At 59.1% G+C, this 25169-nt stretch carries 23 protein-coding genes and 1 tRNA gene; 15 read left to right on the forward strand and 9 right to left on the reverse strand.

Annotated elements, in window-relative coordinates:
- Window positions 1–10: 10 nt before the first annotated feature.
- A complete protein-coding gene (locus K3J57_RS02795) occupies window positions 11–859 on the reverse strand; it encodes an HpcH/HpaI aldolase/citrate lyase family protein (protein ID WP_173487957.1) in 849 nt (282 codons plus the stop codon).
- A gap of 379 nt (window positions 860–1238) precedes the next feature.
- On the opposite strand from K3J57_RS02795, the gene K3J57_RS02800 reads away from it, so the two are divergent.
- A complete protein-coding gene (locus K3J57_RS02800; protein ID WP_375542830.1) occupies window positions 1239–1505 on the forward strand; it encodes a hypothetical protein in 267 nt (88 codons plus the stop codon).
- Between the two features lie 21 nt (window positions 1506–1526).
- Here K3J57_RS02800 and K3J57_RS02805 read toward each other — a convergent pair whose 3' ends face one another.
- A complete protein-coding gene (locus K3J57_RS02805; RefSeq protein WP_259796991.1) occupies window positions 1527–2285 on the reverse strand; it encodes a sulfite exporter TauE/SafE family protein in 759 nt (252 codons plus the stop codon).
- A 157-nt stretch (window positions 2286–2442) separates the two neighbouring features.
- On the opposite strand from K3J57_RS02805, the gene mdh reads away from it, so the two are divergent.
- Complete coding sequence (mdh, locus tag K3J57_RS02810; RefSeq protein ID WP_259772872.1) at window positions 2443–3405, forward strand: malate dehydrogenase; 963 nt, start codon at window positions 2443–2445, stop codon at window positions 3403–3405.
- Window positions 3406–3481: 76 nt separating this feature from the next.
- Here mdh and K3J57_RS02815 read toward each other — a convergent pair whose 3' ends face one another.
- Complete coding sequence (locus K3J57_RS02815; protein WP_259793936.1) at window positions 3482–4465, reverse strand: glycosyltransferase family 2 protein; 984 nt, start codon at window positions 4463–4465, stop codon at window positions 3482–3484.
- 368 nt (window positions 4466–4833) lie between these two features.
- Here K3J57_RS02815 and sucC point away from each other — a divergent pair, with 368 nt between their 5' ends.
- The 6 genes from sucC (at window position 4834) to lpdA (ending at window position 13290) form a co-directional block, all read left to right on the forward strand.
- A complete protein-coding gene (gene sucC / locus K3J57_RS02820; RefSeq protein ID WP_259793939.1) occupies window positions 4834–6027 on the forward strand; it encodes an ADP-forming succinate--CoA ligase subunit beta in 1194 nt (397 codons plus the stop codon).
- A 4-nt stretch (window positions 6028–6031) separates the two neighbouring features.
- Window positions 6032–6916 carry a succinate--CoA ligase subunit alpha gene (gene sucD / locus K3J57_RS02825; RefSeq protein ID WP_173485322.1) on the forward strand — a complete coding sequence of 295 codons (885 nt, stop codon included), beginning with the start codon at window positions 6032–6034 and terminating at the stop codon, window positions 6914–6916.
- Window positions 6917–6985: 69 nt separating this feature from the next.
- Complete coding sequence (locus K3J57_RS02830) at window positions 6986–9955, forward strand: 2-oxoglutarate dehydrogenase E1 component (RefSeq protein WP_259786263.1); 2970 nt, start codon at window positions 6986–6988, stop codon at window positions 9953–9955.
- A 3-nt stretch (window positions 9956–9958) separates the two neighbouring features.
- A complete protein-coding gene (gene odhB / locus K3J57_RS02835; RefSeq protein ID WP_259793944.1) occupies window positions 9959–11458 on the forward strand; it encodes a 2-oxoglutarate dehydrogenase complex dihydrolipoyllysine-residue succinyltransferase in 1500 nt (499 codons plus the stop codon).
- Window positions 11459–11556: 98 nt separating this feature from the next.
- Window positions 11557–11826 carry a hypothetical protein gene (locus K3J57_RS02840; protein ID WP_055188534.1) on the forward strand — a complete coding sequence of 90 codons (270 nt, stop codon included), beginning with the start codon at window positions 11557–11559 and terminating at the stop codon, window positions 11824–11826.
- Between the two features lie 78 nt (window positions 11827–11904).
- On the forward strand, window positions 11905–13290 hold the full coding sequence (gene lpdA, locus K3J57_RS02845; RefSeq protein WP_259772866.1) for a dihydrolipoyl dehydrogenase: 1386 nt from the start codon (window positions 11905–11907) through the stop codon (window positions 13288–13290).
- Window positions 13291–13479: 189 nt separating this feature from the next.
- Here lpdA and K3J57_RS02850 read toward each other — a convergent pair whose 3' ends face one another.
- Both K3J57_RS02850 and K3J57_RS02855 read right to left on the reverse strand, forming a co-directional pair.
- On the reverse strand, window positions 13480–14130 hold the full coding sequence (locus K3J57_RS02850; RefSeq protein ID WP_055188538.1) for a GntR family transcriptional regulator: 651 nt from the start codon (window positions 14128–14130) through the stop codon (window positions 13480–13482).
- Window positions 14131–14175: 45 nt separating this feature from the next.
- On the reverse strand, window positions 14176–14895 hold the full coding sequence (locus K3J57_RS02855) for a M48 family metallopeptidase (protein WP_259776712.1): 720 nt from the start codon (window positions 14893–14895) through the stop codon (window positions 14176–14178).
- A gap of 158 nt (window positions 14896–15053) precedes the next feature.
- Here K3J57_RS02855 and K3J57_RS02860 point away from each other — a divergent pair, with 158 nt between their 5' ends.
- Window positions 15054–15374: a TIGR02300 family protein gene (locus K3J57_RS02860; protein WP_173485326.1), complete on the forward strand. Its 321-nt coding sequence runs from the start codon at window positions 15054–15056 to the stop codon at window positions 15372–15374.
- Between the two features lie 173 nt (window positions 15375–15547).
- A tRNA-Ala gene (locus tag K3J57_RS02865) sits at window positions 15548–15623 on the forward strand.
- A 196-nt stretch (window positions 15624–15819) separates the two neighbouring features.
- Here the strand turns inward: K3J57_RS02865 and K3J57_RS02870 are convergent.
- Genes K3J57_RS02870 through K3J57_RS02880 form a run of 3 tightly spaced genes read right to left on the reverse strand, consistent with a single transcriptional unit; the run spans window position 15820 to window position 18816 of the window.
- The gene (locus K3J57_RS02870; protein ID WP_259793948.1) at window positions 15820–16827 is read right to left on the reverse strand and encodes an ABC transporter substrate-binding protein; all 1008 of its coding nucleotides are present in this window, start codon (window positions 16825–16827) and stop codon (window positions 15820–15822) included.
- Window positions 16806–18113: a sensor histidine kinase gene (locus K3J57_RS02875; RefSeq protein WP_259796994.1), complete on the reverse strand. Its 1308-nt coding sequence runs from the start codon at window positions 18111–18113 to the stop codon at window positions 16806–16808. Before K3J57_RS02875 ends, K3J57_RS02870 begins: the two co-directional genes overlap by 22 nt.
- Before the next feature lie 34 nt (window positions 18114–18147).
- The gene (locus K3J57_RS02880; RefSeq protein ID WP_055188548.1) at window positions 18148–18816 is read right to left on the reverse strand and encodes a response regulator transcription factor; all 669 of its coding nucleotides are present in this window, start codon (window positions 18814–18816) and stop codon (window positions 18148–18150) included.
- A gap of 108 nt (window positions 18817–18924) precedes the next feature.
- Between K3J57_RS02880 and K3J57_RS02885 the strand changes: the two genes are divergently transcribed.
- From K3J57_RS02885 to K3J57_RS02900, 4 genes are all read left to right on the forward strand, one after another.
- Complete coding sequence (locus tag K3J57_RS02885) at window positions 18925–19908, forward strand: Bug family tripartite tricarboxylate transporter substrate binding protein (RefSeq protein ID WP_259796997.1); 984 nt, start codon at window positions 18925–18927, stop codon at window positions 19906–19908.
- A 60-nt stretch (window positions 19909–19968) separates the two neighbouring features.
- Window positions 19969–20451: a tripartite tricarboxylate transporter TctB family protein gene (locus K3J57_RS02890; protein WP_259797000.1), complete on the forward strand. Its 483-nt coding sequence runs from the start codon at window positions 19969–19971 to the stop codon at window positions 20449–20451.
- Between the two features lies 1 nt (window position 20452).
- Entirely contained in the window at window positions 20453–21964 is a 1512-nt protein-coding gene (locus K3J57_RS02895; RefSeq protein ID WP_259786270.1) for a tripartite tricarboxylate transporter permease, read from the forward strand.
- A 264-nt stretch (window positions 21965–22228) separates the two neighbouring features.
- The gene (locus tag K3J57_RS02900; RefSeq protein WP_259797002.1) at window positions 22229–23503 is read left to right on the forward strand and encodes a glycerate kinase type-2 family protein; all 1275 of its coding nucleotides are present in this window, start codon (window positions 22229–22231) and stop codon (window positions 23501–23503) included.
- A 45-nt stretch (window positions 23504–23548) separates the two neighbouring features.
- Here K3J57_RS02900 and K3J57_RS02905 read toward each other — a convergent pair whose 3' ends face one another.
- Window positions 23549–24109 carry an FMN-dependent NADH-azoreductase gene (locus tag K3J57_RS02905; RefSeq protein ID WP_259797005.1) on the reverse strand — a complete coding sequence of 187 codons (561 nt, stop codon included), beginning with the start codon at window positions 24107–24109 and terminating at the stop codon, window positions 23549–23551.
- Between the two features lie 123 nt (window positions 24110–24232).
- On the opposite strand from K3J57_RS02905, the gene K3J57_RS02910 reads away from it, so the two are divergent.
- Window positions 24233–25123 carry a LysR family transcriptional regulator gene (locus tag K3J57_RS02910; protein WP_259797008.1) on the forward strand — a complete coding sequence of 297 codons (891 nt, stop codon included), beginning with the start codon at window positions 24233–24235 and terminating at the stop codon, window positions 25121–25123.
- Window positions 25124–25169: the final 46 nt, after the last annotated feature.

Here is a 25169-nt window from a genome sequence, read left to right on the forward strand (position 1 = left end):
GTGTTGGGCCTCAGCCCTCCAGCGCCTTGATCGCCTCGGCTTTGGCCAGAATACCTTTTGCCGTCACAACATGCAGGTTTTCGACGATTTTACCATCCACAACCGCAACGCCCTGACCCGAGGCTTCCGCCTCTTCAAAAGCGGCAATCTGGCGCTGGGCGAGGTCAATTTCCGCGTCAGAAGGCGCAAAGGCGTCGTTGGCGACGGCCAGTTGGGCCGGGTGGATCAGCGTTTTGCCATCCATGCCCATATCGCGCCCCTGGTCACATTCGGCCCGCAGACCGTCTTCGTCCTTGAAAGCGTTGTAGACGCCATCGACGATTACAACATCATAGGCCTTGGCGGCAATCAGGCACATATGCAGCCCGCCCATCATCGGCAGGCGGTCGGCGCGGAACCGGGTGTTCAACTCCTTGGCCAGATCATTGGTGCCCATGACAAAGCCCTTCAGGCGCGGATGGGCTGCAATTTCAGCAGCATTCAGCATCCCCATCGGAGTTTCCATCATTGCCCAGAGATCCACGTCAGGGATCAGCGCGGCCAGGTCATCGAGCTGCGCGGCTGAGCCCACTTTCGGCATCAGGATGGCGTCGATATCCGCGCCCACCATGGCCGCCACATCCTCTTTGCCCCATTCGGTATCAAACCCGTTGATGCGAACAATCTTGGCACGGTTGCCATATCCGCCCTTGTCGAGTTCGGCGCGCAGAGTGGCGCGGGCCTCGACCTTGGCATCGGGGGCAACGGCGTCTTCGAGGTCGAAAATGATCGCATCGCAGGCCAGGCCACGCGCCTTTTCCAAGGCGCGCTCTTTCGAGCCGGGAATGTAGAGGACGGACCGGTAGGGACGTTGAGACATGATTCTGGTTCTCCGCAATATTCTTGCGCACAGCATCGCGATTGCGCAGCATTTCGCAAGGGTAGATTTGCTGCATTGCAGAATTTCTACGTGGCGTTCCTGCCCGTCAGGGCCAAAGTGCGGCGTGTTAACCAGTTCTTCGGGCTTGAGGCGCAGGCTGATTGGACCCGCCGAGCGACGGGAGGGCCCGTGGTCGGCCACCGATGTCACCCAGGTGACACGGGATGCAGCTCGGCACCTGATCGGACTTGGGATCTGTATCGCCGTAACCCGGATGGCCCGGTGCAGCGCCCCTGTATGAAAGGGAAGACATATGAACCTTTTGTTGAAACAACGGATCCTGGCCTTGGCGCTGGTGTCGGGGGCGCTGCTCCTGTCGATGCAGAATGCCTATGCTCAGGGGCGCAACTGTGCGCCGCGATTGGCGGTGGTGGAGCGCTTGACGGAAACCTATGGCGAGACCCGGCAGTCGATCGGTCTGGCGACAAATAATACGGTGGTCGAAGTGTTTGCCTCCGCGGAAAGCGGCAGCTGGACCATTACCGTGACCAATTCGCAGGGGATCACCTGTCTGGTGGCCGCAGGCCGAAGTTTTGAAGCGCTGAACGAAGAACTGACCCCGGCCATGCTGGGGGAACCCGCCTGAAGGCGGGGCTGACTGCCAGCGTCAGGTCAGCCCCTCCCAGATCAGCTTGGTGCCGGTTATCAGCAGGAACGCATAGGTCAGTCGGAAAAACCAATGCTCGGGCATCAAATGGTGCAGCTTTACACCTGCCCAGATGCCCGCGACCGCAAAGGGGGCAAGGAACAGATCGGCCTTGATCGTTTGCCATGAAAAGATGCCAAGGGCCGCATAGGGGATGAATTTCATCCCGTTGATCGCCCAAAAGACGATCACCGTGGTGGCCTGAAAGCTCAGCTTGTCAAGGCGGCGCGACAGCAGGAACACCGCCGCGGGGGGGCCGCCCGCATGGCTGATAAAGCTGGTCAGTCCCGCCAAAACGCCCCAGAACAAGCCCGGTCCCTTGCCCATCGGGCGCGCCGCAGGCGGGATCCACCCCTGGCCTCGGGCAACCTGAAAAGCGACAAACCCCACCGCAATCAGTCCGATCAGCAGGCGAAACAGATCCGCATTGGCGATGGAATACAGCACCGCCCCCAATGCGACGCCGGGCAGCGCGCCGAGGATCAGCGTCTTGGCCGCACCTCCGTCCCATTTGCCCCAATAGGGGCGCAGAGCGGTCACATCCATCAACATCAACAGCGGCAGCATCAGGCCAATTGCAGCGCCTGGCTCAAGAATCAGCGCAAGCAGTGGGGTTGCCGCAAAGGCAGCCCCCGAGCCAAATCCCCCCTTGGAAATGCCTGCAAACAGCACGGCCGGGATCGCGAAGGCAAAGAATGTGAAATCCAGAATTTCCGGCATAGGTTCGGTGCAAACTGCATGTTTTAAGTCGCTTTAGCGCTATCGTGTCACCTTGCTCTACGCAACCTCCAAGATATGCCGCATCGCAGCGCCCTTGCGTGAAAGCGACATTGCGACTAGGCATAGCGTCAAATTTCAATGGATGGAGATCATTCTCATGGCACGACCCAAAATTGCCCTCATCGGTTCGGGTATGATCGGTGGCACCCTGGCCCACCTCGCAGCTCTGAAAGAAATGGGCGACGTTGTCCTTTTCGACATCGCCGACGGTATCCCGCAGGGCAAGGCACTGGACATCGCGGAAAGCGGCCCGGTTGAAGGTTTTGACGCTGCCCTGTCCGGCACCACCGACTATGCCGATATTGCTGGCGCTGATGTCTGCATCGTGACCGCCGGTGTGCCGCGCAAACCGGGCATGTCGCGTGATGACCTTCTGGGGATCAACCTGAAAGTCATGAAATCGGTGGGTGAAGGCATTGCCCAGCACGCCCCGAACGCTTTTGTGATCTGCATCACCAACCCGCTGGACGCCATGGTTTGGGCGCTGCGCGAGTTCTCGGGCCTGCCGCATGAGAAAGTTGTCGGCATGGCCGGCGTTCTGGACTCGGCGCGCTTCCGTCACTTCCTGTCGGTGGAATTCGACGTGTCGATGCGTGACGTGACCGCGTTCGTTCTGGGTGGTCACGGCGACACCATGGTGCCGCTGACCCGTTACTCGACCGTTGGCGGCATCCCGCTGCCGGATCTGGTGAAAATGGGCTGGACCAGCCAGGAAAAACTGGACGCCATCGTTCAGCGCACCCGTGACGGTGGCGCCGAGATCGTTGGCCTGCTGAAAACCGGTTCGGCTTACTATGCCCCGGCCGCATCCGCGATCGAAATGGCTCAGGCTTACCTGAACGATCAGAAACGCCTGCTGCCCTGCGCGGCTTACGTTGACGGTGCTTACGGTCTTGACGGCTTCTATGTGGGCGTTCCGACCATCATCGGCGGCAACGGCATCGAGAAAGTCATCGACATCGAGCTGAACAAAGAAGAGCAAGCCATGTTCGACAAGTCGGTTGACGCGGTGAAGGGCCTTGTCTCTGCCTGTAAAGAAATCGACCCCTCGCTGGCTTAATTCAAGTCATTGAGATGAAAAAGAAAAGCCGGTGCATCTGCACCGGCTTTTTGCGTTTCATGGAGATCGGGGGCTGTCAGAGGTTGCGGTCTCGGATCCGCTTCGCCAGCGTTTTGGCCTCCGTTCGAAGACTGGCGTCGAACCCGCTGGTGGTGAGGTCGACCCCAAGCCCGGGGGCGATCTTGGCAATGGACGCCAAGGGATCAATCGCCATCTCAAACAGCTTGCCGCGCTTTGACAATTGTCGTGCCTGCCAGCCGTTCAGGCAAAACAGCTCATCATAAATCAAAAGCGCTTCGGCCAGGGGATCTTCCGCACCATTGATCGCCATCACATTGCGTTTGCGTGCGTTGTTCAACAGCATGTTCCAATGGTTGGTGCGTTCGACATATTTCAGCGATTTATAGGCCCAGTGCAGCGGCGTGATACCGTCGAAATGCAGGATCCGCAGATGCTGCGCCGTTTCGTGAGGCAGCACATCCCCCCCGCGTTTTGTCTTGGCGTTGTGGATGGCAATAAAACCGTCCCCTTTGCGCGGGGTCAGGGTCTTTCCGCTGCTATGCCCACCCATGCCGCCGGACATGAACCGGTTGCTGGCCCCATAGATGTCTCGGGCCAGATCACGATCCTTGATGGCGCCGCGCAACATCCCTCCGAACAGGCTATAGGCCTGAGCGGGGTGGGGGACAGGCCCCCAGCACCGTTCCAGATTGGGAATTTTCAGCCAAGGTGTTTGAAAGCTGAAATCCTGCGCCATCGCATCGCCTGGTGCCCAAAGAAATTCGTCCGCATCAATATGCAGGATCAGATCTGCTTTGCTTCTGTGCTTGGCATCGTTTGCGTTCAGCGCCTGTCGCCCGGTCTGTAGCGGCGGGACGGTGCCATTGTTCAACCTGGCCCAATGGGCGGGATCGCAACGGGTGACCTCGACGCCATCAAGGGTCTCAAGCAGCTCTGCCGCCGGGTCCTGTGGATTGTCGAAATAAAGGTGAACCTGATGTGCCCCAAGCGAGAGGTGATGACAGGCAAAGGCAAGAACCAGTGGAAGTGGTTCGCGCACGGTGGACACAACGGACCAGCTTGGACAAGGTGTTTCAGGCAAAAGGGAACTCGCAGGTAATGATCTTGCTTGCACTCTATCCAGCCCGATGTGAGAAGCCAATTGAGAAAGGGATTCGCACTAGATTTGTGGGTTTCTTCCCAGAAGTTGCTGATTTTGGGTGATTTACGTTCTTTCGGGCAGAAGCAGCGACATTTTCAGGGCAATATGCGGCATTTCCAATTTGTGATCACAGGTTTTGAGGGTGTGATCACAAATGAGAAAAAAATACCGAAAAAACCCATTTTCCCGTCAAAAATCGTTTCTTTACATGTTCTGTTGTGCATTCTGACCGGGAACACACTGGACCAACTGGATAGGATGATTTCATGAACATTCATGAATACCAGGCGAAGGCCCTTCTGAAATCCTACGGTGCCCCCGTTTCCGAGGGTCGCGCCGTATTGAAAGCAGAAGATGCCAAGACCGCCGCAGGTGAACTCGACGGCCCGCTTTGGGTGGTCAAAGCCCAAATTCACGCAGGTGGCCGCGGCAAAGGTTCCTTCAAGGAAGCTGATGCTGGCGAAAAAGGCGGTGTGCGCCTGACCAAATCGGTGGAAGAAGCCGCCGAAGAAGCCAAGAAGATGCTGGGCCGCACCCTTGTGACCCACCAGACCGGCCCGGCCGGCAAGCAAGTCAACCGCATCTATATCGAAGCCGGTTCCGGCATCGAGCGCGAACTGTATCTCGCTCTGCTGGTCGACCGTCAGACCTCGCGCATTTCGTTCGTTTGCTCGACCGAAGGCGGCATGGACATTGAAGAGGTGGCTGCGGCGACCCCGGAAAAGATCCTGTCCTTCTCGGTGGATCCGGCAACCGGTTACCAAGGCTTCCACGGCCGCCGCATCGCGTTTGCGCTGGGCCTTGAAGGCGCTCAGATCAAGCAGTGCGTGAAACTGATGGGTCAGCTCTACAAAGCTTTCGTTGAGAAAGACATGGAGATGCTGGAGATCAACCCGCTGATCGTGGCCGAAGGCGGCGACCTCAAGGTGCTCGACGCCAAGGTTGGCTTTGACGGAAACGCGGTCTACCGCCACCAGGATATCGCCGCCCTGCGCGACGAGACCGAAGAAGACCCGAAAGAGCTGGAAGCGTCGAAATACGACCTGAACTACATCGCTCTGGACGGTGAGATCGGCTGCATGGTGAACGGTGCTGGTCTGGCTATGGCCACCATGGACATCATCAAGCTTTACGGTGCTGAACCGGCCAACTTCCTCGACGTGGGTGGCGGTGCGACCAAAGAGAAAGTGACCGAAGCCTTCAAGATCATCACCTCGGACCCCAACGTGAAGGGCATCCTGGTGAACATCTTCGGCGGCATCATGCGCTGTGACGTGATCGCCGAGGGCGTGGTTGCGGCCGTGAAAGAAGTGGGCCTTCAGGTTCCGCTGGTTGTGCGTCTGGAAGGCACCAATGTGGAAGCCGGCAAGGACATCATCAACAACTCAGACGTTGATGTGATCGCTGCCGACGACCTGTCGGACGGTGCAGAGAAAATCGTGAAAGCGGTGAAAGGCTAAGACAATGGCAGTTCTTATCGACGAAAACACCAAGGTCATCTGTCAGGGCTTCACCGGCTCGCAGGGCACCTTCCACTCGGAACAGGCGATTGCCTATGGCACCAAAATGGTCGGCGGTGTGACGCCGGGCAAAGGTGGCATGGAGCATTTGAACCTGCCCGTTTTCAACTCGGTGCATGAGGCGAAAGCCAAGACCGAAGCCAACGCATCGGTGATCTATGTGCCGCCGCCCTTCGCGGCCGACTCGATCCTCGAAGCCATCGACGCCGAGATGGAGCTGATTGTCTGCATCACCGAAGGCATTCCGGTGCTGGACATGATGGGCGTGCAGCGCGCGCTTGAAGGGTCTAAATCGCGCCTGATTGGCCCGAACTGCCCCGGCGTGATCACGCCTGATGCGTGCAAAATCGGCATCATGCCCGGCCACATCCACAAACGTGGCTCGGTTGGCGTTGTATCGCGCTCCGGCACCCTGACCTATGAGGCTGTGAAACAGACCTCTGACATTGGTCTGGGCCAGTCGACCGCAGTTGGTATCGGTGGTGACCCCATCAAGGGCACCGAGCATATCGACGTCTTGGACATGTTCCTGGACGATGATGAGACCCAGTCGATCATCATGATCGGTGAGATCGGTGGTTCGGCAGAAGAAGAAGCTGCTGAATTCCTGGCCGAACAGAAGAAAAAAGGCCGCTGGAAGCCGGTTGCTGGCTTTATTGCTGGCCGCACCGCCCCTCCGGGCCGTCGCATGGGCCATGCCGGTGCGATTGTGGCCGGCGGCAAAGGTGGCGCCGAAGACAAGATCGAAGCCATGCGCTCTGCTGGCATCGTGGTGGCCGACAGCCCGGCAACGCTGGGCGAGGCCGTTCTGGAAGCCATTGGCAAATAAACATTTAAAACGCAGGCGTCCGGTATGGTCCGGGCGCCTGCATTCCAATTTCAGTTGAGACCGACACCCATGACGGATCAAAGCCCCAACGACATCTTCCATGCGTCCAGCTTTATGCAAGGCCATAACGCCGAGTATCTGGAACAGCTTTACGCGCAATATGCCAAGGACCCTTCGGCGGTCGACGCAGCCTGGGCTGCGTTTTTTGCCGAAATGGGGGACGATGGTCAGGACGCCATTGCCGAGGCCGAAGGGCCCAGCTGGGCGCGCACTGACTGGCCGCCGACACCGACCGGTGATCTGGTGCACAGCCTCGATGGCATGTGGCCCGATGAGGCCACAGCCAAGGATGGCAAGGCTGCGGGCAAGAAAATTGCTGACAAGGCTGCCGAAAAGGGCATTCAGGTCTCTGATCAGGCGATCAAACAGGCGGTGCTGGACAGTATCCGCGCGCTGATGATCATCCGCGCCTACCGGATCCGTGGCCACCTGGCTGCTGACCTCGATCCGCTTGGTATGCGCGAGGCGACGAAACATCCCGAGCTGAACCCGGCATCCTACGGGTTCACCGAGGCTGACATGGACCGGCCGATTTTCATCGACAACGTGCTGGGGCTGGAAATCGCCTCGATGCGCCAGATTGTCGAGATCGTGAAACGCACCTATTGCGGCACGTTCGCTCTGCAATACATGCATATTTCGGATCCGGAGCAGGCCGCCTGGCTGAAAGAGCGGATCGAGGGGTTCGACAAGGAAATCACCTTCACCCGCGAGGGGCGCAAGGCAATCCTGAACAAGCTGGTCGAGGCCGAGGGGTTCGAGAAATTCCTGCATGTGAAATACATGGGCACCAAACGCTTTGGTCTGGACGGGGGCGAGGCGCTGATCCCCGCCATGGAACAGATCATCAAACGCGGCGGTGCACTGGGCGTGAAGGACATCATCATCGGCATGCCGCACCGCGGTCGTCTGTCGGTGCTCGCCAATGTGATGCAGAAACCCTATCGCGCGATTTTCAACGAATTTCAGGGCGGCAGCTTCAAACCGGAAGAGGTTGATGGCTCGGGGGACGTGAAATACCACCTTGGCGCCAGCTCGGACCGTGAGTTTGACGGCAACAATGTGCACCTCAGCCTGACCGCCAACCCCTCGCACCTTGAGGCGGTGAACCCGGTGGTTCTGGGCAAGGCCCGCGCCAAGCAGGAACAGCTGGGCGACAAGGACCGCATGCAGGTTCTGCCGATCCTTCTGCATGGCGATGCCGCCTTCGCAGGTCAGGGTGTTGTGGCGGAATGTTTCGGCCTGTCAGGTCTTGTCGGTCACAAGACCGGCGGCACCATGCATATCGTGGTGAACAACCAGATCGGCTTTACCACTGCGCCGCATTTCTCGCGGTCAAGCCCCTATCCGACTGACATCGCCCTGATGGTGGAAGCCCCGATCTTCCACGTGAATGGCGATGATCCCGAGGCCGTGGTGCATGCCGCACGGGTGGCCACCGAATTCCGTCAGAAATTCCACAAGGACGTGGTTCTGGATATCTTCTGCTATCGCCGCTTTGGTCACAACGAGGGCGACGAGCCCATGTTCACCAATCCGGTGATGTATAAGAAGATCAAGAAGCACCAGACCACGTTGCAGGTCTACACGGATCGCCTTGTGAAAGAGGGGCTGATCCCGGCTGGCGAGATCGAAGACATGAAAGCCGCGTTCCAGGCCCGCATGAATGAAGAGTTTGAAGCGGGCAAGGAGTTCAAGCCGAACAAGGCGGACTGGCTGGATGGCCGCTGGTCGCATCTCGACAAGAAAGCTGAGGAATACCAGCGCGGTCAGACGGCGATCAAGCAGGAAACCTTTGCCGAAGTGGGCAAGGCTTTGTCGACGGCACCTGAAGGGTATCCGCTGCACAAGACGGTGGGACGTCTGCTCGATACCAAGGCGAAAATGTTCGAAACCGGTAAGGGCTTTGACTGGGCAACCGCCGAGGCGCTGGCCTTTGGCTCGCTTCTGACCGAAGGGTTCCCGGTGCGTCTGTCCGGTCAGGACTGTACCCGCGGCACCTTCTCGCAACGCCATTCAGGCCTGATCAACCAGGACAACGAAGAACGTTACTATCCGCTGAACAACATCCGCGAGGGTCAGGCCCATTACGAGGTCATCGACTCGATGCTGTCGGAATATGCGGTGCTGGGTTTTGAATATGGCTATTCGCTTGCTGAGCCGAATGCTCTGGTGATGTGGGAAGCGCAGTTTGGCGATTTTGCCAACGGGGCGCAGATCATGTTCGACCAGTTCATCTCATCCGGTGAATCGAAATGGCTGCGTATGTCCGGTCTGACCGTGCTTCTGCCGCATGGCTTCGAAGGGCAGGGACCGGAGCACAGCTCGGCCCGTCTGGAGCGGTTCTTGCAGATGTGTGGCGGGGACAACTGGATTGTCGCCAACTGCTCGACGCCTGCGAACTATTTCCACATCCTGCGTCGCCAGATGCACCGTGGATACCGCAAGCCGCTGATCCTGATGACGCCGAAATCGCTTCTGCGCCACAAGATGTGTGTCTCAACCGCTGAGGATTTCACCGAAGGGTCAAGCTTCCACCGGGTCCTCTGGGATGACGCGCAGAAGGGCAATTCGGACACGAAACTGGTGGCTGATGACAAGATCAAACGCGTGGTTCTGTGTTCGGGCAAGGTCTATTACGACCTGCTGGAAGAGCGCGATGCCCGCGGCATTGACGACATCTATCTTCTGCGGCTTGAGCAATTCTATCCGTTCCCGGCCATGTCGATGGTCCGTGAAATGGAGCGCTTCAAGAACGCCGAAATCGTCTGGTGTCAGGAAGAACCGAAGAACCAGGGCGCCTGGACCTTCGTGGAACCCAATATCGAATGGGTGCAGACGCGCATCGGCGCCAAGCATACCCGCCCGATCTATGCCGGTCGTCCGGCTTCGGCTTCGCCCGCAACGGGCCTGGCCTCGCAGCACAAAGCACAACAGGAAGCGCTGGTGAACGACGCGCTGAACTTGGAAGGGAATTAACCCATGAGCATTGAAGTACGTGTGCCCACCCTGGGTGAAAGCGTGACGGAAGCAACCGTAGCCACCTGGTTCAAGAAACCAGGGGACAGCGTCGCCGCAGATGAAATGCTCTGCGAGCTGGAAACCGATAAGGTGACGGTCGAAGTGCCGGCCCCCTCTGCGGGTGTCCTGGGCGAAATCGTCGCCGGTGAAGGTGTGACCGTTGGGGTGGATGCCCTGCTGGCCACGATTGGCGAAGGCGCGGGTGCCGCCTCGGCCCCGGCTGCTGCCGCCCCCGCTCAAGCGGCATCTTCGGACACGGCCGCATCGGTTGACGTGATGGTGCCGAGCCTTGGCGAAAGCGTGTCGGAAGCCACGGTTGCCAGCTGGTTCAAACAGGTGGGTGACACAGTTGCCGCCGATGAGATGCTCTGCGAACTGGAAACCGACAAAGTGTCGGTTGAGGTTCCGGCCCCCGCAGCTGGCGTGCTGACCGAGATCCTTGCCCCGGAGGGCTCCACCGTGGACGCCACCGCCAAGCTTGCCGTGATCGGTGGGGCCGGCGCTGTGGCTGCCCCTGCGGCCCCTGCTGCGGCCCAGAACCCGGCGGCTGCCGTGGCCTCTGGCAAGGACGTGGAAGATGCGCCCTCGGCCAAGGTGATGATGGCGCAGGCGGGTCTGGCTGCCGGGTCGGTTCAGGGCACCGGACGTGACGGTCGTGTGATGAAACATGATGTGCAGGCTGCGATGGCGGCCCCCAAAGCGGCGGCGGCTCCGGCCCCGGCAGCTGTTCCGGCTGCGGCGAAAGCACCGGTTGATAATGCTGCTCGTGAAGAGCGCGTGAAGATGACGCGCCTGCGTCAGACCATTGCGCGCCGTCTGAAGGACAGCCAGAACACCGCGGCCATGTTGACCACCTATAACGAGGTGGACATGACCGAGGTGATGGCGCTGCGCAACGAATACAAAGCCGAGTTTGAAAAGAAACACGGCGTGCGTCTGGGCTTCATGTCCTTCTTCACCAAGGCCTGCTGCCACGCGTTGAAAGAAGTGCCGGAAGTGAATGCCGAAATCGATGGCACCGATATTGTTTACAAGAACTATGTGAACATGGGCGTTGCCGCGGGCACCCCCACGGGTCTTGTGGTTCCGGTGATCAACGATGCGGATGCGATGTCCTTTGCTGCCATCGAAAAAGCCATTGCCGAGAAAGGCCGCCGCGCCCGTGACGGCAAGCTCTCGATGGAAGAGATGCAGGGCGGCACCTTCACCATCTCGAACGGTGGTGTCTATGGCTCGCTGATGTCCTCGCCGATCCTGAACCCGCCGCAATCGGGGATCCTTGGCATGCACAAGATCCAGGACCGCCCGATGGCGATCAACGGTCAGGTGGTGATCCGCCCGATGATGTATCTGGCGCTCAGCTATGACCACCGGATCGTTGACGGCAAAGGCGCCGTGACCTTCCTGGTGCGCGTGAAAGAAGCCCTGGAAGATCCGCGTCGCCTTTTGATGGATCTGTAACGCATTCATGGCCCGGGGGAAATCTCCGGGCCTTATCTTCTCGCCATGAATAAGGGGGGCAAGGCGCCTAAGCCCGCCCCCGTCAAAAGGAATAAGAAATGGCAACACATGTTTTGTGGCAAGCGGATGTCGCGGATTTTGACGCTTGGTATGAGGTGTTCAAAAAGGACCGGTTCAATCGCAAGGCGGTTGGCATTCGCGAACTGCATGTTTGGCAGGACCCTGAAAACAAGAACCACGCCGTTGCCCTGTTCGAGATCCTGAACCTTGAAAAGGCGCGCGCGTTTTTCGATTCGGAAGAGCTGGCAATGCATATGGAGCGCGATGGCGTGTGCCATGTGCAGACCAAGTTGCTGGCACCAGTTTGATATTCGGGTCTATGGACCTGGCCTCACCTGCTCGGGTGGGGCAGAAATTGTCGATGCACCAATCAAATGGAGACCCCCATGGCATCTTATGACGTAATCGTAATCGGTGGTGGCCCGGGCGGCTATGTCTGCGCCATCCGTTGTGCCCAGCTGGGCCTGAAAACGGCCTGTGTTGAGGGCCGTGAAACCCTCGGTGGCACCTGTCTGAATGTGGGGTGCATCCCGTCGAAGGCCCTTCTGCATGCCTCGCACAGCCTGCATGAGGCAGAGCACAATTTCGCCAAGATGGGCCTGAAGGGGAAATCCCCCTCGGTCGATTGGAAGGACATGCTGGCCTATAAAGATGACGTGATTGGCCAGAACACCAAGGGCATTGAATTCCTGTTCAAGAAGAACAAGGTGGACTGGATCAAGGGCTGGGCATCCGTGCCTGCCGCCGGTCAGGTGAAAGTCGGGGACGAGGTCCACGACGCCAAGCATATCGTGATTGCCTCCGGGTCTGAACCGTCGAGCCTGCCGGGTGTCGAGGTGGATGAGAAGGTTGTTGTGACCTCCACCGGGGCGCTCAGCTTGCCGAAGATCCCGAAGAAAATGGTTGTGATCGGCGCGGGCGTGATTGGCCTGGAAATGGGCTCGGTCTATGCGCGTCTGGGGTCCGAAGTGACCGTTGTGGAATTCATGGATCAGATCACTCCGGGCATGGATGGCGACCTGTCTAAAACCTTTGCCCGTGCGCTGAAAAAGCAGGGGTTGAAGTTTGTCATGGGCGCCGCCGTGCAAAAGGTTGAGGCGACCAAGACCAAAGCCAAGGTGCATTACAAGCTGAAGAAAAACGACAAGGAAGACATGCTCGACGCGGATTGCGTGCTGGTCGCCACCGGTCGTCGTCCCTTCACCGAGGGGCTTGGCCTCGATGCGCTGGGCATTCAGATGACCGAACGCGGGCAAATTGCAACGGATCACTGGAAAACCTCCATCCCCGGTGTCTGGGCGATTGGCGACGTGACCGAAGGTCCGATGCTGGCGCATAAGGCCGAGGATGAAGGCATGGCGGCGGCTGAGGCGATCGCGGGCAAAGTGGGCCACGTGAACTATGACGTCATTCCGGGGGTTGTTTACACCTCGCCGGAAGTGGCCGCCGTGGGCAAAACCGAAGAGCAGCTGAAGGCCGAAGGCGTCGATTACAAGGTCGGCAAGTTCAGCTTCATGGGCAATGGTCGCGCCAAGGCCGTTTTCCAGGGCGAAGGCTTTGTGAAGATCCTCGCTGACAAGGCCACCGATCGCGTGCTGGGCGTACACATCATGGGCCCGGCGGCGGGTGAGTTGATCCACGAAGCCTGTGTGCTGATGGAATTTGGCGGCTCTGCCGAAGATCTGGCCCGCACCTGCCACGCTCACCCGACTTTCTCGGAAGCGGTGCGCGAAGCGGCCTTGGCCTGCGGTGACGGTCCGATCCACTCGTAAGAGCGGACCCTTAGAAAACAAGGAAAGCGCGTCCTGCCGGGCGCGCTTTTTTTGGTAAGGAGGGGCTCTGCCCCTCGAACTGCGCAGGGCTCCGCCCGTTCTTCGGGCGAAACAGTCTCCCAGACTGTTTCCGGGAAGCCCTCGAACCCCAGAGGTATTTGGAGCAGGAAAAAGCCCGGTGGTGTGGGGTCAGTCCCCGATCATCTTGAGGCTCTGGGTGACATCCGTGCGCACCGCGAGCCGCAGGGCGGGCTCATCCCCGGCGGCAAGGGCCGCGAGAATCATCCGATGGTGTTTTTGCAGATCAGGCCGGTGTTTGCGGGCATAAAGCGCGCGCATGGTGGGGCCAAGTTGCAACCAGACTGTTTCTGCCATGGCCAGCATTGCAGGCGCGTGGGCGCGCAGGTAGAGCGTGCGGTGAAACTCGAGATTGGTGCGCAGATACCCGACGGCGTCCTGTTTGGCGACAAACTCTGACACGCGCGCGTTGATGGTGCGCAGCCGGTCAATCAGCGCCATATGGGCGCGGGGCAGGGCGCGGGCGGCGAGTTCGGGCTCCAGCAGGGCGCGCAGGGCGGCAAGTTCTTCGATCCGTTCCGGGTTGAGATCCGGGGCCGATACGCGTCCGGAGCTGGACAGGGTCAAGGCCCCTTCGGCCGCCAGCCTGCGCACGGCTTCGCGCGCGGGGGTCATGGAAACGTCGAAGCGTTTGCCGATGCCACGCAGGGTCAGCGCGTCGCCCGGGTCAATTTCGCCATGCATGATCTGGGCACGCAGGGTGCGATAAACCCGCTCATGGGCGGCACCAGATTCGGGAGGAGGGCGCGTGGAGGTGATCATGGCGAATTGTGATCACAAATCACGGCGGGCGTCAATCACGCAGGATCAGTCCTTGAAGCGATACCGGTGCAGGTCATTTCCCTTGTCCCTCAGCCATTTGCGTGCCGCGCGGTGGTTGGGAAAGATTTCCGCCACCTGCGCCCAGAATGCAGGGGAATGGTCCATATGGACCAGGTGAGAGACCTCGTGCGCCGCAACATAATTCAGCACCTCGGGCGGGGCCATAATCAGCCGCCAAGAATACATCAGATTGCCCTGGGACGAGCATGACCCCCAGCGCGATCGCGTGTCGCGCAGGGTGATACGACCAAATTCCTGCCCGATCAGGCGGGCATAATACAGGCTGGCGTGGTCCAGATGGGCGCGGGCTTCATGTTTCAGAAATGCCTGCAGGCGCGGAGCTGGGTCATCCGCCGCCGCCGGAGGCAGGAGGATTGATCCGTCGCCCAGTTTGGGCGCGCGGGTGCGGGCGATTTCAAGGCGATGCAACTGGCCGCGAAAGGGGATGCTGTTGCCGATTGCGGGGCGCATATCCTGAGGAATGTCGGCCAGATGGGTGCGAATCCAATCCGCGCGTTCTTCGGCAAACCCCACGGCCTCACGTCGAGGGGTTCCCGTGGGCACGGTCAATGTCACCCGCCCATCCAGGCGGGAAATCCGGAGCGACAGGCGTCGGGCGCGGGCAGAGGGGCGCAGCATCAGCTCCACCTCGGGGGCGGCGGTCAGGCGCATTCGTTCTGCTGACTTGATCCGAGAGCCAAACACGGGCTACATCCTTTCTTTAGACCTTTGCGACAGTGTCGATACCAGCATCAAAGCGGCCCTTCCTGCCGGGGATGGCAAAAGCCTTTGACAGCTGGGTCTACATATGGCAACTGGCGTCAAATTTCGCATGTAGATATGAAAACGGAAAGGGGGCAACGATGCCCAAGGAAGAATGGGGTGTAAAACGTGTCTGCCCGACGACAGGCAAACGTTTCTATGACCTGAACGCCAATCCGATCGTAAGCCCCTATACGGGTGAGGTTCTGAACCTCGACGCCGGCAAGGGGACCCGCACCATGGTGGCGGACAAAGAAGACAAGGCGTCTTTGGCTGAGGATCTGGTGGATGACGCCGATGCGGTCCTCGAAGATGATGATGCGTCTGACGTGGATCTGGGCGATGATGTTCTGGATGACGATGACGATGATGATGTGTCGCTTGACGAAATCGCCGACATGCCAGCGGAAGATGACGAGTAACTGAGGCTGAACTGGTAAATCTCCAGCCGGTCAAAAAAAATCGACAAAGGCGCATTTTTTGGGTTGCACCCCCTCGCGCCTTTGCCTAAATACCGCCGCACAGACAGCGACACACTGTCACCAAGCAAACGGTCTGATCCGGGATGGTTTGGTGAGGCGGCGCTGAAAAGGTTGGGGCCTTAGCTCAGTTGGTAGAGCGCTTGCATGGCATGCAAGAGGTCAGCGGTTCGACCCCGCTAGGCTCCACCAAATTTTCCAATTTGAAAAGCCAGCGCAGTGTAAGCGGACAGATGGTTTGTCCCGTTGGGCACCCGTCGGCATCGATAAAGCGTTCCGACGTTCACCTGAGGCATGGAAAAGTTGACGCGCCGCAAGAGACATCAATGTCGTGGGGGCTTCGCGCATTTTCAGAAAAACCGGTGGATCCGGCTTTGCCAGAAACGTTTTAGTTCTGGATCAGGGCGCTTTGCCATTCCGACAGAAACTTGTTTCGCTTCAGGGTATCAAGGAATGTCATCAACGCAGGTTCCAATGCGATCGTTGCATGCTCGACGCCATTTTTTTGTCCGTTGAGCGGTGGCAGCGGCCGGGCATTGTCGGTCTGGCTGGTTTGATAGGCGACGAGGAATTGAATAAATCGCTCTGCGGCTTGCGGTTCCTTGGACGCGCTTGAAACCAGCGCAGTCCGCATCATCGTTGTGGGAAAGTCGGACGGCAATACAATTTCGAGGATGTCCTGGCTTTCGGTGCGGGCATGGGCATAGCTGCCAAGCACATTGTAAGCGACCACAATCTTTCCATCGATCAGATCGTCGATCATGTCACCCGAACAGCAGTAAAGTCGAACCCCCAGGCTGCCCATCACTTCCATGAGCCGCCAGAACGTATCTGACGCCCGCGCGTCTTGTGTCGCAAACAGATAGCCAAGCCCCGACTGTTGAACGTCATAGGTTCCGACGCGATTTCGGAAGACGTCCGGTCGGGCGCGCAACGCTTCGATGAGCTCCTGCCGCGATTTTGGGATTGGCAGGCCCTCGAAGGCTGCGCGATTGATAACGATTGCCGCGGGCTCTGACGTGAAGGCGAACAGGCTGTGCCGCCAATGCGCCCAGGACGGGTGAGATACAGTGCCAAGTTCGAGCGCATAGCCATCATTTGCCAGTTTGAACTGCAAATCCATGGCGCTTGAGATTGCGATATCGAAAACATCGGGGGCTTCCCGAAAGCGCCGGTCGAGATCCGCTGTGCCGGTGACAAGATAGTCTATCGAGATATCGGGATTTTGCGCGGTGAAGGCCTGTATCAAGGGGGCAAACAGATCGGTATCCGTACTTGAGAGGACACGGAGGGTCGTCACCGCCTGCGCGCCATTGAACGTTTTCTGATCTTCCCATGCCCGGGCAGCGGATGCATGAAAAACGAAAACAAGGGCTAAAGTAAGATAGAAACGCATGCGCCGCCCCCCGGTTGGTTTTTCAATCTGACCGTCCCGCCATGTGCTTCGGCAACATCCAGTGCAATGGTCAGGCCCAGGCCGGATCCGATGCTGTCCTTCGCATTGGCCCCCCGCTGGAAACGCGTTGTCAGAGTGTCCATTTCGGCTTCTGGAAACCCCGGACCGCAATCGCAGACCGTGATCTGCGTTTCCGGGCTTGCCGAGACAGTGATTTCGATCCGGCTTTCGGCGGGGCCGTATTTCATGGCGTTGTCGATCAGGTTGCGCACGGCGTTCTGGAGCAAGATCGGATCGCCGGAAAAGGGCACATGGGGATCCCCTTGCAAGATGAGAGACAAATCCCTCATCTCGGCGATGGGTGTCATGCGCTGCACCAGATCCCGCACCAATTCGACAAGGTCGAGTTTTTCCCTTTCAAGGTGATCAGCCCGGAAGGTGATCATCGCATGGTCCAGCAACTGACCCGCCGCACGCGAGCTTTCATCAATGGCTTTCATCATCGACCGCATTGCCTCGCGGTTTTCTGATTTGTCGACCCGTTGCAACGTGGCCTCAGCATAGGAACGCACCGTTGCAAGCGGGGTGCGGACCCGATGCGCAGCCTCGGCAATGAAATCCTCGGACTGGCTCAAGGAATGATCAAGCCGTCCCATCAGGGAATTCAGCGATCTGACCAAAGGGGCCATTTCGCGCGGCACAGGTTTGTTGAACGGGCTGAGGTCCTGCGGCCCCCGGCGCGTGACCGAAGTTGTCAACTTGCCCAGCTGGCCGATGGTGGTTGCCGTTGCCCAATAGGATAATACGGCGGTCAGGGCAAAGAAGCCTAAGCCAAGCAGGGCGGCATTGCGGGAAATCTGGCGCAGTGTTTCTGAAAGCGCGTCTTGGGTTTGGGCAAGGACAATCTGTATGTCCGTCCGTTTGTCTACTCCGATGAGCGGGCGCGCGGCGCTGATCTTGCGCACCTGAGATCCCCGCATCTGGCCGGATTGAAAGGGGGGATCGTCTGAGAAGGCAAGATCCTCGTAGCCCGACAGAAAGGTTCCATCCTGATAAACCGCATAGAAAACCCTGTCGTCCGCCGGGGTGCCCAACATCGAAAACGCCGAATATGGCAGGTCCAGCTCAATCTCACCATTGCGAATGGCTGCGGCGTCCAGCATGGATGTCACGGAGGCCCGCAGGATATCGTCCTGCCCTTGTTGAGCAACCTGCACCGCGAAACTGCGCACCGCGAAAAACAACAGCAATGCGAGGAGTGCGGCCCCCCCGATCAGGGCCAGCATCAAGCGGTTTCTGAGGGATCCTGAGACAGCTGGCCTATCCATCTTGGTCCAACCGATAGCCAAGCCCGCGCAGGGTCGTTATCCGCAGATCGGATGCGGACAGGAGTTTGCGTAAGCGGCCGACATAGACCTCAATCGCATTTTCGGACACATCGTCATCATAGGAAAACAACCTGTCGGACAGTTTGCTTTTGGAAAATATTTTCCCCGGCGCGTTCAGGAAGACCTCAAGCAGACGGAGTTCGCGGTTGCGCAGGTTCACCGCTTCGCCCGCCACAGTCAGGAAACCTGCAACCGGATCGAAGATGATCCCCCCCACCTCGATCGTGGTCTTCGCATTGCCGGTCTGGCGGCGCAAAACGGCACGACAGCGCGCTTCAAGTTCGGCGTGATCGAAGGGTTTGGTGACATAGTCGTCAGCCCCAAGATCAAGCGATCCGATTCGGTCTGACACCTGACTGCGTGCGGTCAAAACGATGACCGGTGTGTCAAAATCACTCGCCCTGTGGCGTTTGAGAAAGTCCCGCCCGTCCCCATCGGGGAGCATGATGTCAAGCAAGATCAGGTCATATTCCCCTGTCGCGACGAACCCCCAGGCGTCCTCTAAATTTTCTGCATGATCAACAACATGGCCATCAAGGCGCATACGAGAACCAATGGCATTGGCCAGCTCTTGATTGTCTTCGATCAACAGAAACTTCATGTGAGGGCGAGGCTCTTTTCCGGCGTGTGACAGGTTTGTGTCAGGTTGGTGTGTTCTGGTTTCCTCAGCTGACCCGCGATGCGGGGAGTTGTCAATTGGGAGGAAAACATGACGAAATTTGAACTAGGTCGCCGCAGCTTTATTGCGGCTGTCGCAGCCCTTGGCCTTGCCGCCCCGGCGATGGCTGACGGGCACAAGGTTGCGGACAGCATCCACTTTCTGATCCCCGGAGGCGCCGGAGGGGGCTGGGACGGAACCGCCCGCGGCACGGGTGAGGCCCTCACGCGATCGGGTCTGGTCGGGACCGCCTCTTACGAGAATATGTCAGGTGGCGGGGGCGGCAAAGCCATCGGCTACATGATTGAAAATGCCGACAGCAATCAGGGCACGCTGATGGTCAACTCGACCCCGATCGTGATCCGGTCCCTGACCGGCATGTTCCCGTATAACTTCCGCGACCTGACACTGGTGGCGGGCACAATCGGGGATTACGCGGCGGTTGTTGTGGGCAAGGACAGCCCGATCAACAGCATGGCTGATCTGATTGCGGCCTTTGACGCCAACCCGTCGGGAACGGCGATTGGTGGCGGGTCCGTGCCGGGTGGCATGGATCACCTTGTCGCGGCCATGGTGATGGAAGCTGCTGGCAAGGATGCGCTGGAGGTCAAATACATTCCCTATGATGCGGGCGGCAAGGCAATGGCCGCGCTGCTCTCGGGTGAGATTGCAGCCCTGTCGACGGGTTTTTCAGAAGCTGTCGATCTTTCCAACGCGGGCGAGGTTAAGATTATCGGCGTTACGTCGGATGAGCGTGTGGCCGCGGCGCCGGATGCGATGACGATGAAAGAGCAGGGCATCGACACCACTTTCGTCAACTGGCGCGGCTTCTTTGGCGTGCCCGGCCTGCCTGCGGACAAGCTGGCCATGTATCAGGACGCAATTGCCAAGATGTATGACACGCCCGAATGGGAAGAGGTTCGTGCCCGCAACGGTTGGGTCAATATCCACAATTCAGGCGATGATTTCCTCAGCTTCCTTGAAAGCCAGGAAAAGACCATCGGCGACCTGATGAAGAAGCTCGGCTTCCTCTGATTGACCATCAGGCAGGGCGGTTCGCCGTCCTGCCAAATCCGTTTTAAGGGAGTGAAAAACATGGCCTTGGATCGTTGGATTGCACTGGTTCTGCTGGGCGTCTGCCTCGCATACGGTTATGCGGCCTGGTTCACAATGGATGCCAGCCTTGCGCCTTTCATGAAGCGAAATCCGATTTGGCCCAGCACTTTTCCCAAAGTTCTGTCGATCTTGGGCGGGCTGGCCAGTCTGGCGATCCTGCTGGGGTTGGAAAAGACCACGCCCAAGGAGGCGGAAATCGATTATCGCCGTTTGTGGGAATACCATTTGGGGCAGGCACTTTTGTTGCTTGCGTTGATGGTTGCCTATGCACTTTGCCTGCGTCCGCTGGGCTTTCTGCTGTCGACCTCGGGTTTTCTGATCCTGGGATCCTTCATTCTGGGCGAGCGTAAATGGCACATCATGCTTCCTGTGTCGGTCATAGCAACACTCGCTGTCTGGTATCTCGTGCAAGAGGTGCTTGGTATCTATATGCGCGCCCTGCCGGGCGTTTTGGGAGGCTGATATGCTTGAAGGACTTCTGATTGGCCTGCAAACGGCCCTGTCTTTGCAAAATCTTCTGATGGTGATCGGTGGCTGCCTGATTGGCACCTTTATCGGCATGCTTCCGGGGCTGGGGCCGATGTCCATCATCGCGATCATGATCCCCGTCGCCATTTCCATGGGCGACCCGTCGGCGGCGCTGATTTTGCTTGCGGGTGTGTATTACGGTGCAATTTTCGGCGGGTCGACATCCTCGATCCTTCTCAATGCCCCCGGCGTTGCCGGAACTGTCGCGTCAAGTTTTGACGGCTACCCGATGGCGCGGCAGGGCAAGGCAGGTAAGGCGCTGACCATTGCCGCAATTGCAAGCTTTGCCGGCGGCACCATTGGAGCGTTGCTTCTGATGGTCTTTGCGCCCGCGCTTTCTTCGGTTGCGCTGCTGTTTCACTCTGCCGAGTATTTCGCGCTGATGGTGGTTGGCCTGTCAGCCATCGCGGCATTTGCCGGAACGGGTCAGGTTGCGAAAGCCATGATCATGACCATTCTCGGCCTGATCATGGCAACGGTTGGCGAAGGGGCGTTGTTCAATCTGCCGCGCTTCACCATGGGTATCATGGACCTGCAATCGGGATTTGGCTTTATCACGCTTGCCATGGCGATGTTTGCCTTGCCCGAGGCGCTGTTCCTTGTCCTCAAGCCGAAAAACCTGAAAGGGGATGACGGCGAAATCAAGGATCTCCGTATCACCGGTGCGGAAGCCAAGGCCATTGCGCCGGTCATTGGGCGGCAGTCGCTGCAAGGGTTCTTTATCGGTGTTCTGCCCGGGGCGGGGGCGACAATCGCAAGTTTCCTTGGCTACGCGGTTGAGCGCAATATCGCTCCGAAACATGAGCAAGAAGAGTTCGGTAAAGGGTCAATCAAAGGGCTAGCTGCACCGGAAACCGCGAATAACGCCGCCTGCACCGGGTCTTTCGTGCCGCTCCTGACGCTGGGTATTCCCGGTTCCGGCACCACGGCCATCCTTTTGGGGGCGCTGATTGCTCTGAACGTCACACCGGGTCCGCGCCTGATGCTGGATGAGCCGCAGATCTTCTGGGCGGTCATCATGTCGATGTTCATCGGCAATCTCGTGCTCTTGATCCTGAACCTGCCGCTGATCCCCTATATCGCCAAGGTTCTGGCGGTGCCGCGCAATTACCTGATCCCGTTCATCCTGTTCTTTACCCTGATGGGCGCCTATATCGGCCAGAACAATGCAACGGAGCTTTTGCTGCTGGTCGGCTTCGGGATCTGCGCCACCGCGATGAAGTTTGCGGATTACCCGCTTGCGCCATTGCTGATTGGCTTCATCCTGGGCGGTATGATGGAGGATAACTTTGCGCGCTCCATGCAGCTTTATGACGGTATCGCCTTCATTTGGGAACGCCCGATGACATTGGCCCTTCTGGTCATTGCGGCCATTCTGATTGTCCTGCCAAGCTACCGCGCCAGACGGGCGAAAGCACGGGCAGCGGGGGTTGCCGACGGCGATTGAGGCATCTTTACTGGCGGGCTGGTTATGCCTCCGATGGAAGACAGTGTTGGGAAGATCTGGAAAGAACAGACACTCCAAACGGTTCCTCTGTCGGGGGCGTGACCAGCCTCACCCCCTTGATCGCTCCCCGCGGAACGGCTGATTTCATTTGATCATTCTCTGATGGCTTAGCTTTTGGCTTGTCGCATGTGACCCGACACGAACGGGGTACGCTTTGACGCCGGAAAGGATTGCCCTGTCTCTGCCGCGCGTTATGCTGCGGCTATGACACATGCTGATGACATCGCCTTGCTGACATCGCTTTACGATGCGGCGATCAAGGCCGCCGATCCGATGCACGCCCTGGCGCGCCACCTGCCTGCGCCGCCAAAGGGGCGGGTTGTTGTTGTGGGGGCGGGCAAGGGGGCGGCCCATATGGCGGCGGCGTTGGAGGCGCTTTGGGATGGCCCATTGCAAGGTGTCGTGGTCACCCGCTATGGGTTTTCGGTTCCTTGTGAACAGATCAGGGTTCTTGAGGCGGCGCATCCGGTGCCGGATGAGGCCGGTGTCGAGGCCAGCAAGGCGCTGTTTGAGGCCGTCCGGGATCTGACGCCAGATGATCTTGTGATTGCATTGATCTGTGGTGGCGGCTCCGCCTTGTTGCCCTGTCCGCCAGAGGGGATGACGCTTGCAGATGAGCAGTTGCTGAACAAGGCGCTGCTGGCCTCTGGCGCCCCCATTTCAGCCATGAACGCGATCCGGAAACATATGTCCGGGATCAAGGGCGGGCGCCTTGCCGCAGCATGCCACCCCGCCAAGCTGGTCAGCCTGATTGTGTCTGATGTGCCGGGGGATGATCCCGCGCAGGTGGCCTCAGGCCCCACCGTGCCGGATGCGACCGGGCGCAAGGCGGCTCTTGCGGCCATTCGGGATTATTGCATTGAGTTGCCGGACCATATCATCGCTCATATCCAGGAGAGTGTTGCCCCCAATCCAACCCATTCTGATTTTGCCGACAATGAGGTGCGTGTGATTGCCTCCGCCGCCAAATCGCTTGAGGCCGCCGCCGAGCGGGCCGGGGCGCTTGGCCTGCCGGCGGTTATCCTGTCCGACGCGATTGAGGGGGAGGCACGCGACATTGGCCGGATGCATGCCGCCCTTGCGCGTGAAGTTGCACTGCGGGACCGCCCATTTGCCAAACCCGTGGTGCTCCTGTCGGGGGGTGAAACCACGGTCACCCTGCGTGACGCGGGCGAGCGGGCAGGGCGCGGGGGGCGCAACACCGAGTTTCTCCTGTCCTTTGCGCTCGATATGGAAGGGGTGGCCGGGGTCAGCGCCCTTGCCGCAGATACGGATGGAATTGATGGATCCGAGGAGAATGCCGGGGCATTTGCCAGTGGACAGACAGCGCAGGCAATCCGCGACACGGGCCATGACCCGCGCGAGCTGCTGGCGTGTCATGATGCCTATACCGCCTTCGAACAGATAGGCGAGCTGTTCACGCCGGGGCCGTCCGGGACCAATGTAAATGATTTTCGCGCCATATTGATCCGCGAATGATGCCCGCACCGGTCATGAACCGGCGCGGAAAAAAGGCGGACGGGATCAGGCGGCCAGCTTGTCGAGATCCGCTTCGGCCGTGGCAATGCCCTCGGCCCCCGCAGCACCTACAAACTCCACATCGGTGATGCCAAGAAAGCCAAACATGTGCTTCAGGTAAGGGGTGGCAAAATCCACAGGGGCCCCGACCGGAACGCCGCCAGAGGCCAGCACCACCACCACGCGTTTGCCGCCCAGCAACCCTTCGGGACCATTTTCGGTGTAACGGAAACTCACCCCGGCGCGGGCGAGGTGATCAAGCCATGTCTTCAGGGTCGATGGGATGGTGAAATTGTAAATTGGCGTCGAGATCACGATCGTGTCCGCCGCCTGCACTTCGGACAGAAGCTCATCGGACAGGGCGAGGGCGGCGGTCTGTTCTTCGCTACGCGCGTCAACCGGGGTGAAGGTCGCGCCGGTCCAGACCGCATCAAGATGGGGCAGGCCGTTCGCCAGATCGCGATGGGTTACATCGCCTGTCAACCGGGCCATAAAGCGATCCGCCAATTGGCGCGAAACCGAACCTTCGGTGCGGGCAGAGCTGTCGATACGCAGAATGTTGGTCATGTCAGTGTCCTTTGGAAGAGTGTTTTTGCGTTGATCTGACTATGAGGATTTGCAAATTCGAACTCAATCTGGGATATATCACATATATTGTGCGAAAATGAACATTATCCGGGAGGGTGCATCTTGCAGCATTGGGATGAAATCAGAACAGCCTATTTCGTCGTGCGAGAAGGCACTGTCAGCGGGGCTGCATCCGCTCTGGGCGTGCACCACGCCACCGTGATCCGCCATATTGATGCCTTGGAAGAGCGGCTTGGGGTCAAGCTGTTCCAGCGTCATGCGCGGGGGTATACACCGACCGAGGCCGGGGCGGATCTGGCGCGGGTGGCGCAGACCACGGATGATCAGTTTTCACAGCTGGGTGGTCGATTGCGTGGGCAGGGGGACAGTGTCAGCGGGGATCTGGTTGTTACGGCCCTGCCGTCCTTCGCCGAACGGGTCACGCCGGTTCTGGTTCAGTTTCAACGTGACCATCCCGATGTGCGGGTGCGGCTGTTAACCGGGGCGCGGGTGTTCCGGCTGGAATATGGCGAAGCGCATCTTGCCATTCGTGCGGGCAGTGCCCCCGAAGAGCCTGACAATGTGGTGCAGCCCTATTTTACCATGGAGATGGGCCTGTTTGCTGCCCCCTGTTATGTCGAGCGGTTTGGCCTGCCTACGATCGAGACCTTTGACCAGCACCGCTTTGTTGGCTTTTCGGATATCCGCTCCCGCGCGCCTTTCATGCAATGGCAGGAAAAGCATGTGCCGCCCTCCGCCGTGCGCTATCGCGCCACCGATGACCGGTCCTTGGCCGCAGCCGTTCGCGCCGGGGCTGGGGGGGGCTTCATGGCGGTCAATACGGCAGGCGGCCTGATTGAAGTGATGGATCGTCGCCCGGAATGGAACGCCCAGACCTGGCTGGTGACCCATGTGGATCTGCACCGCTCTGCCAAAGTGCAGGCCGCATTGTCCGCGTTCAAGGCGGCGGCAAAGGAATGGGCGCAGGAAGAAGAGGGGATTAGCCTGCCCTGAGGGCGGAAATGTCTGTGGGCTTTGGGGCTCGCCCAAAATGGGGCAG

The organism is Aliiroseovarius crassostreae (genome assembly GCF_025137635.1).
In the GTDB taxonomy this organism is placed as follows: domain Bacteria; phylum Pseudomonadota; class Alphaproteobacteria; order Rhodobacterales; family Rhodobacteraceae; genus Aliiroseovarius; species Aliiroseovarius crassostreae.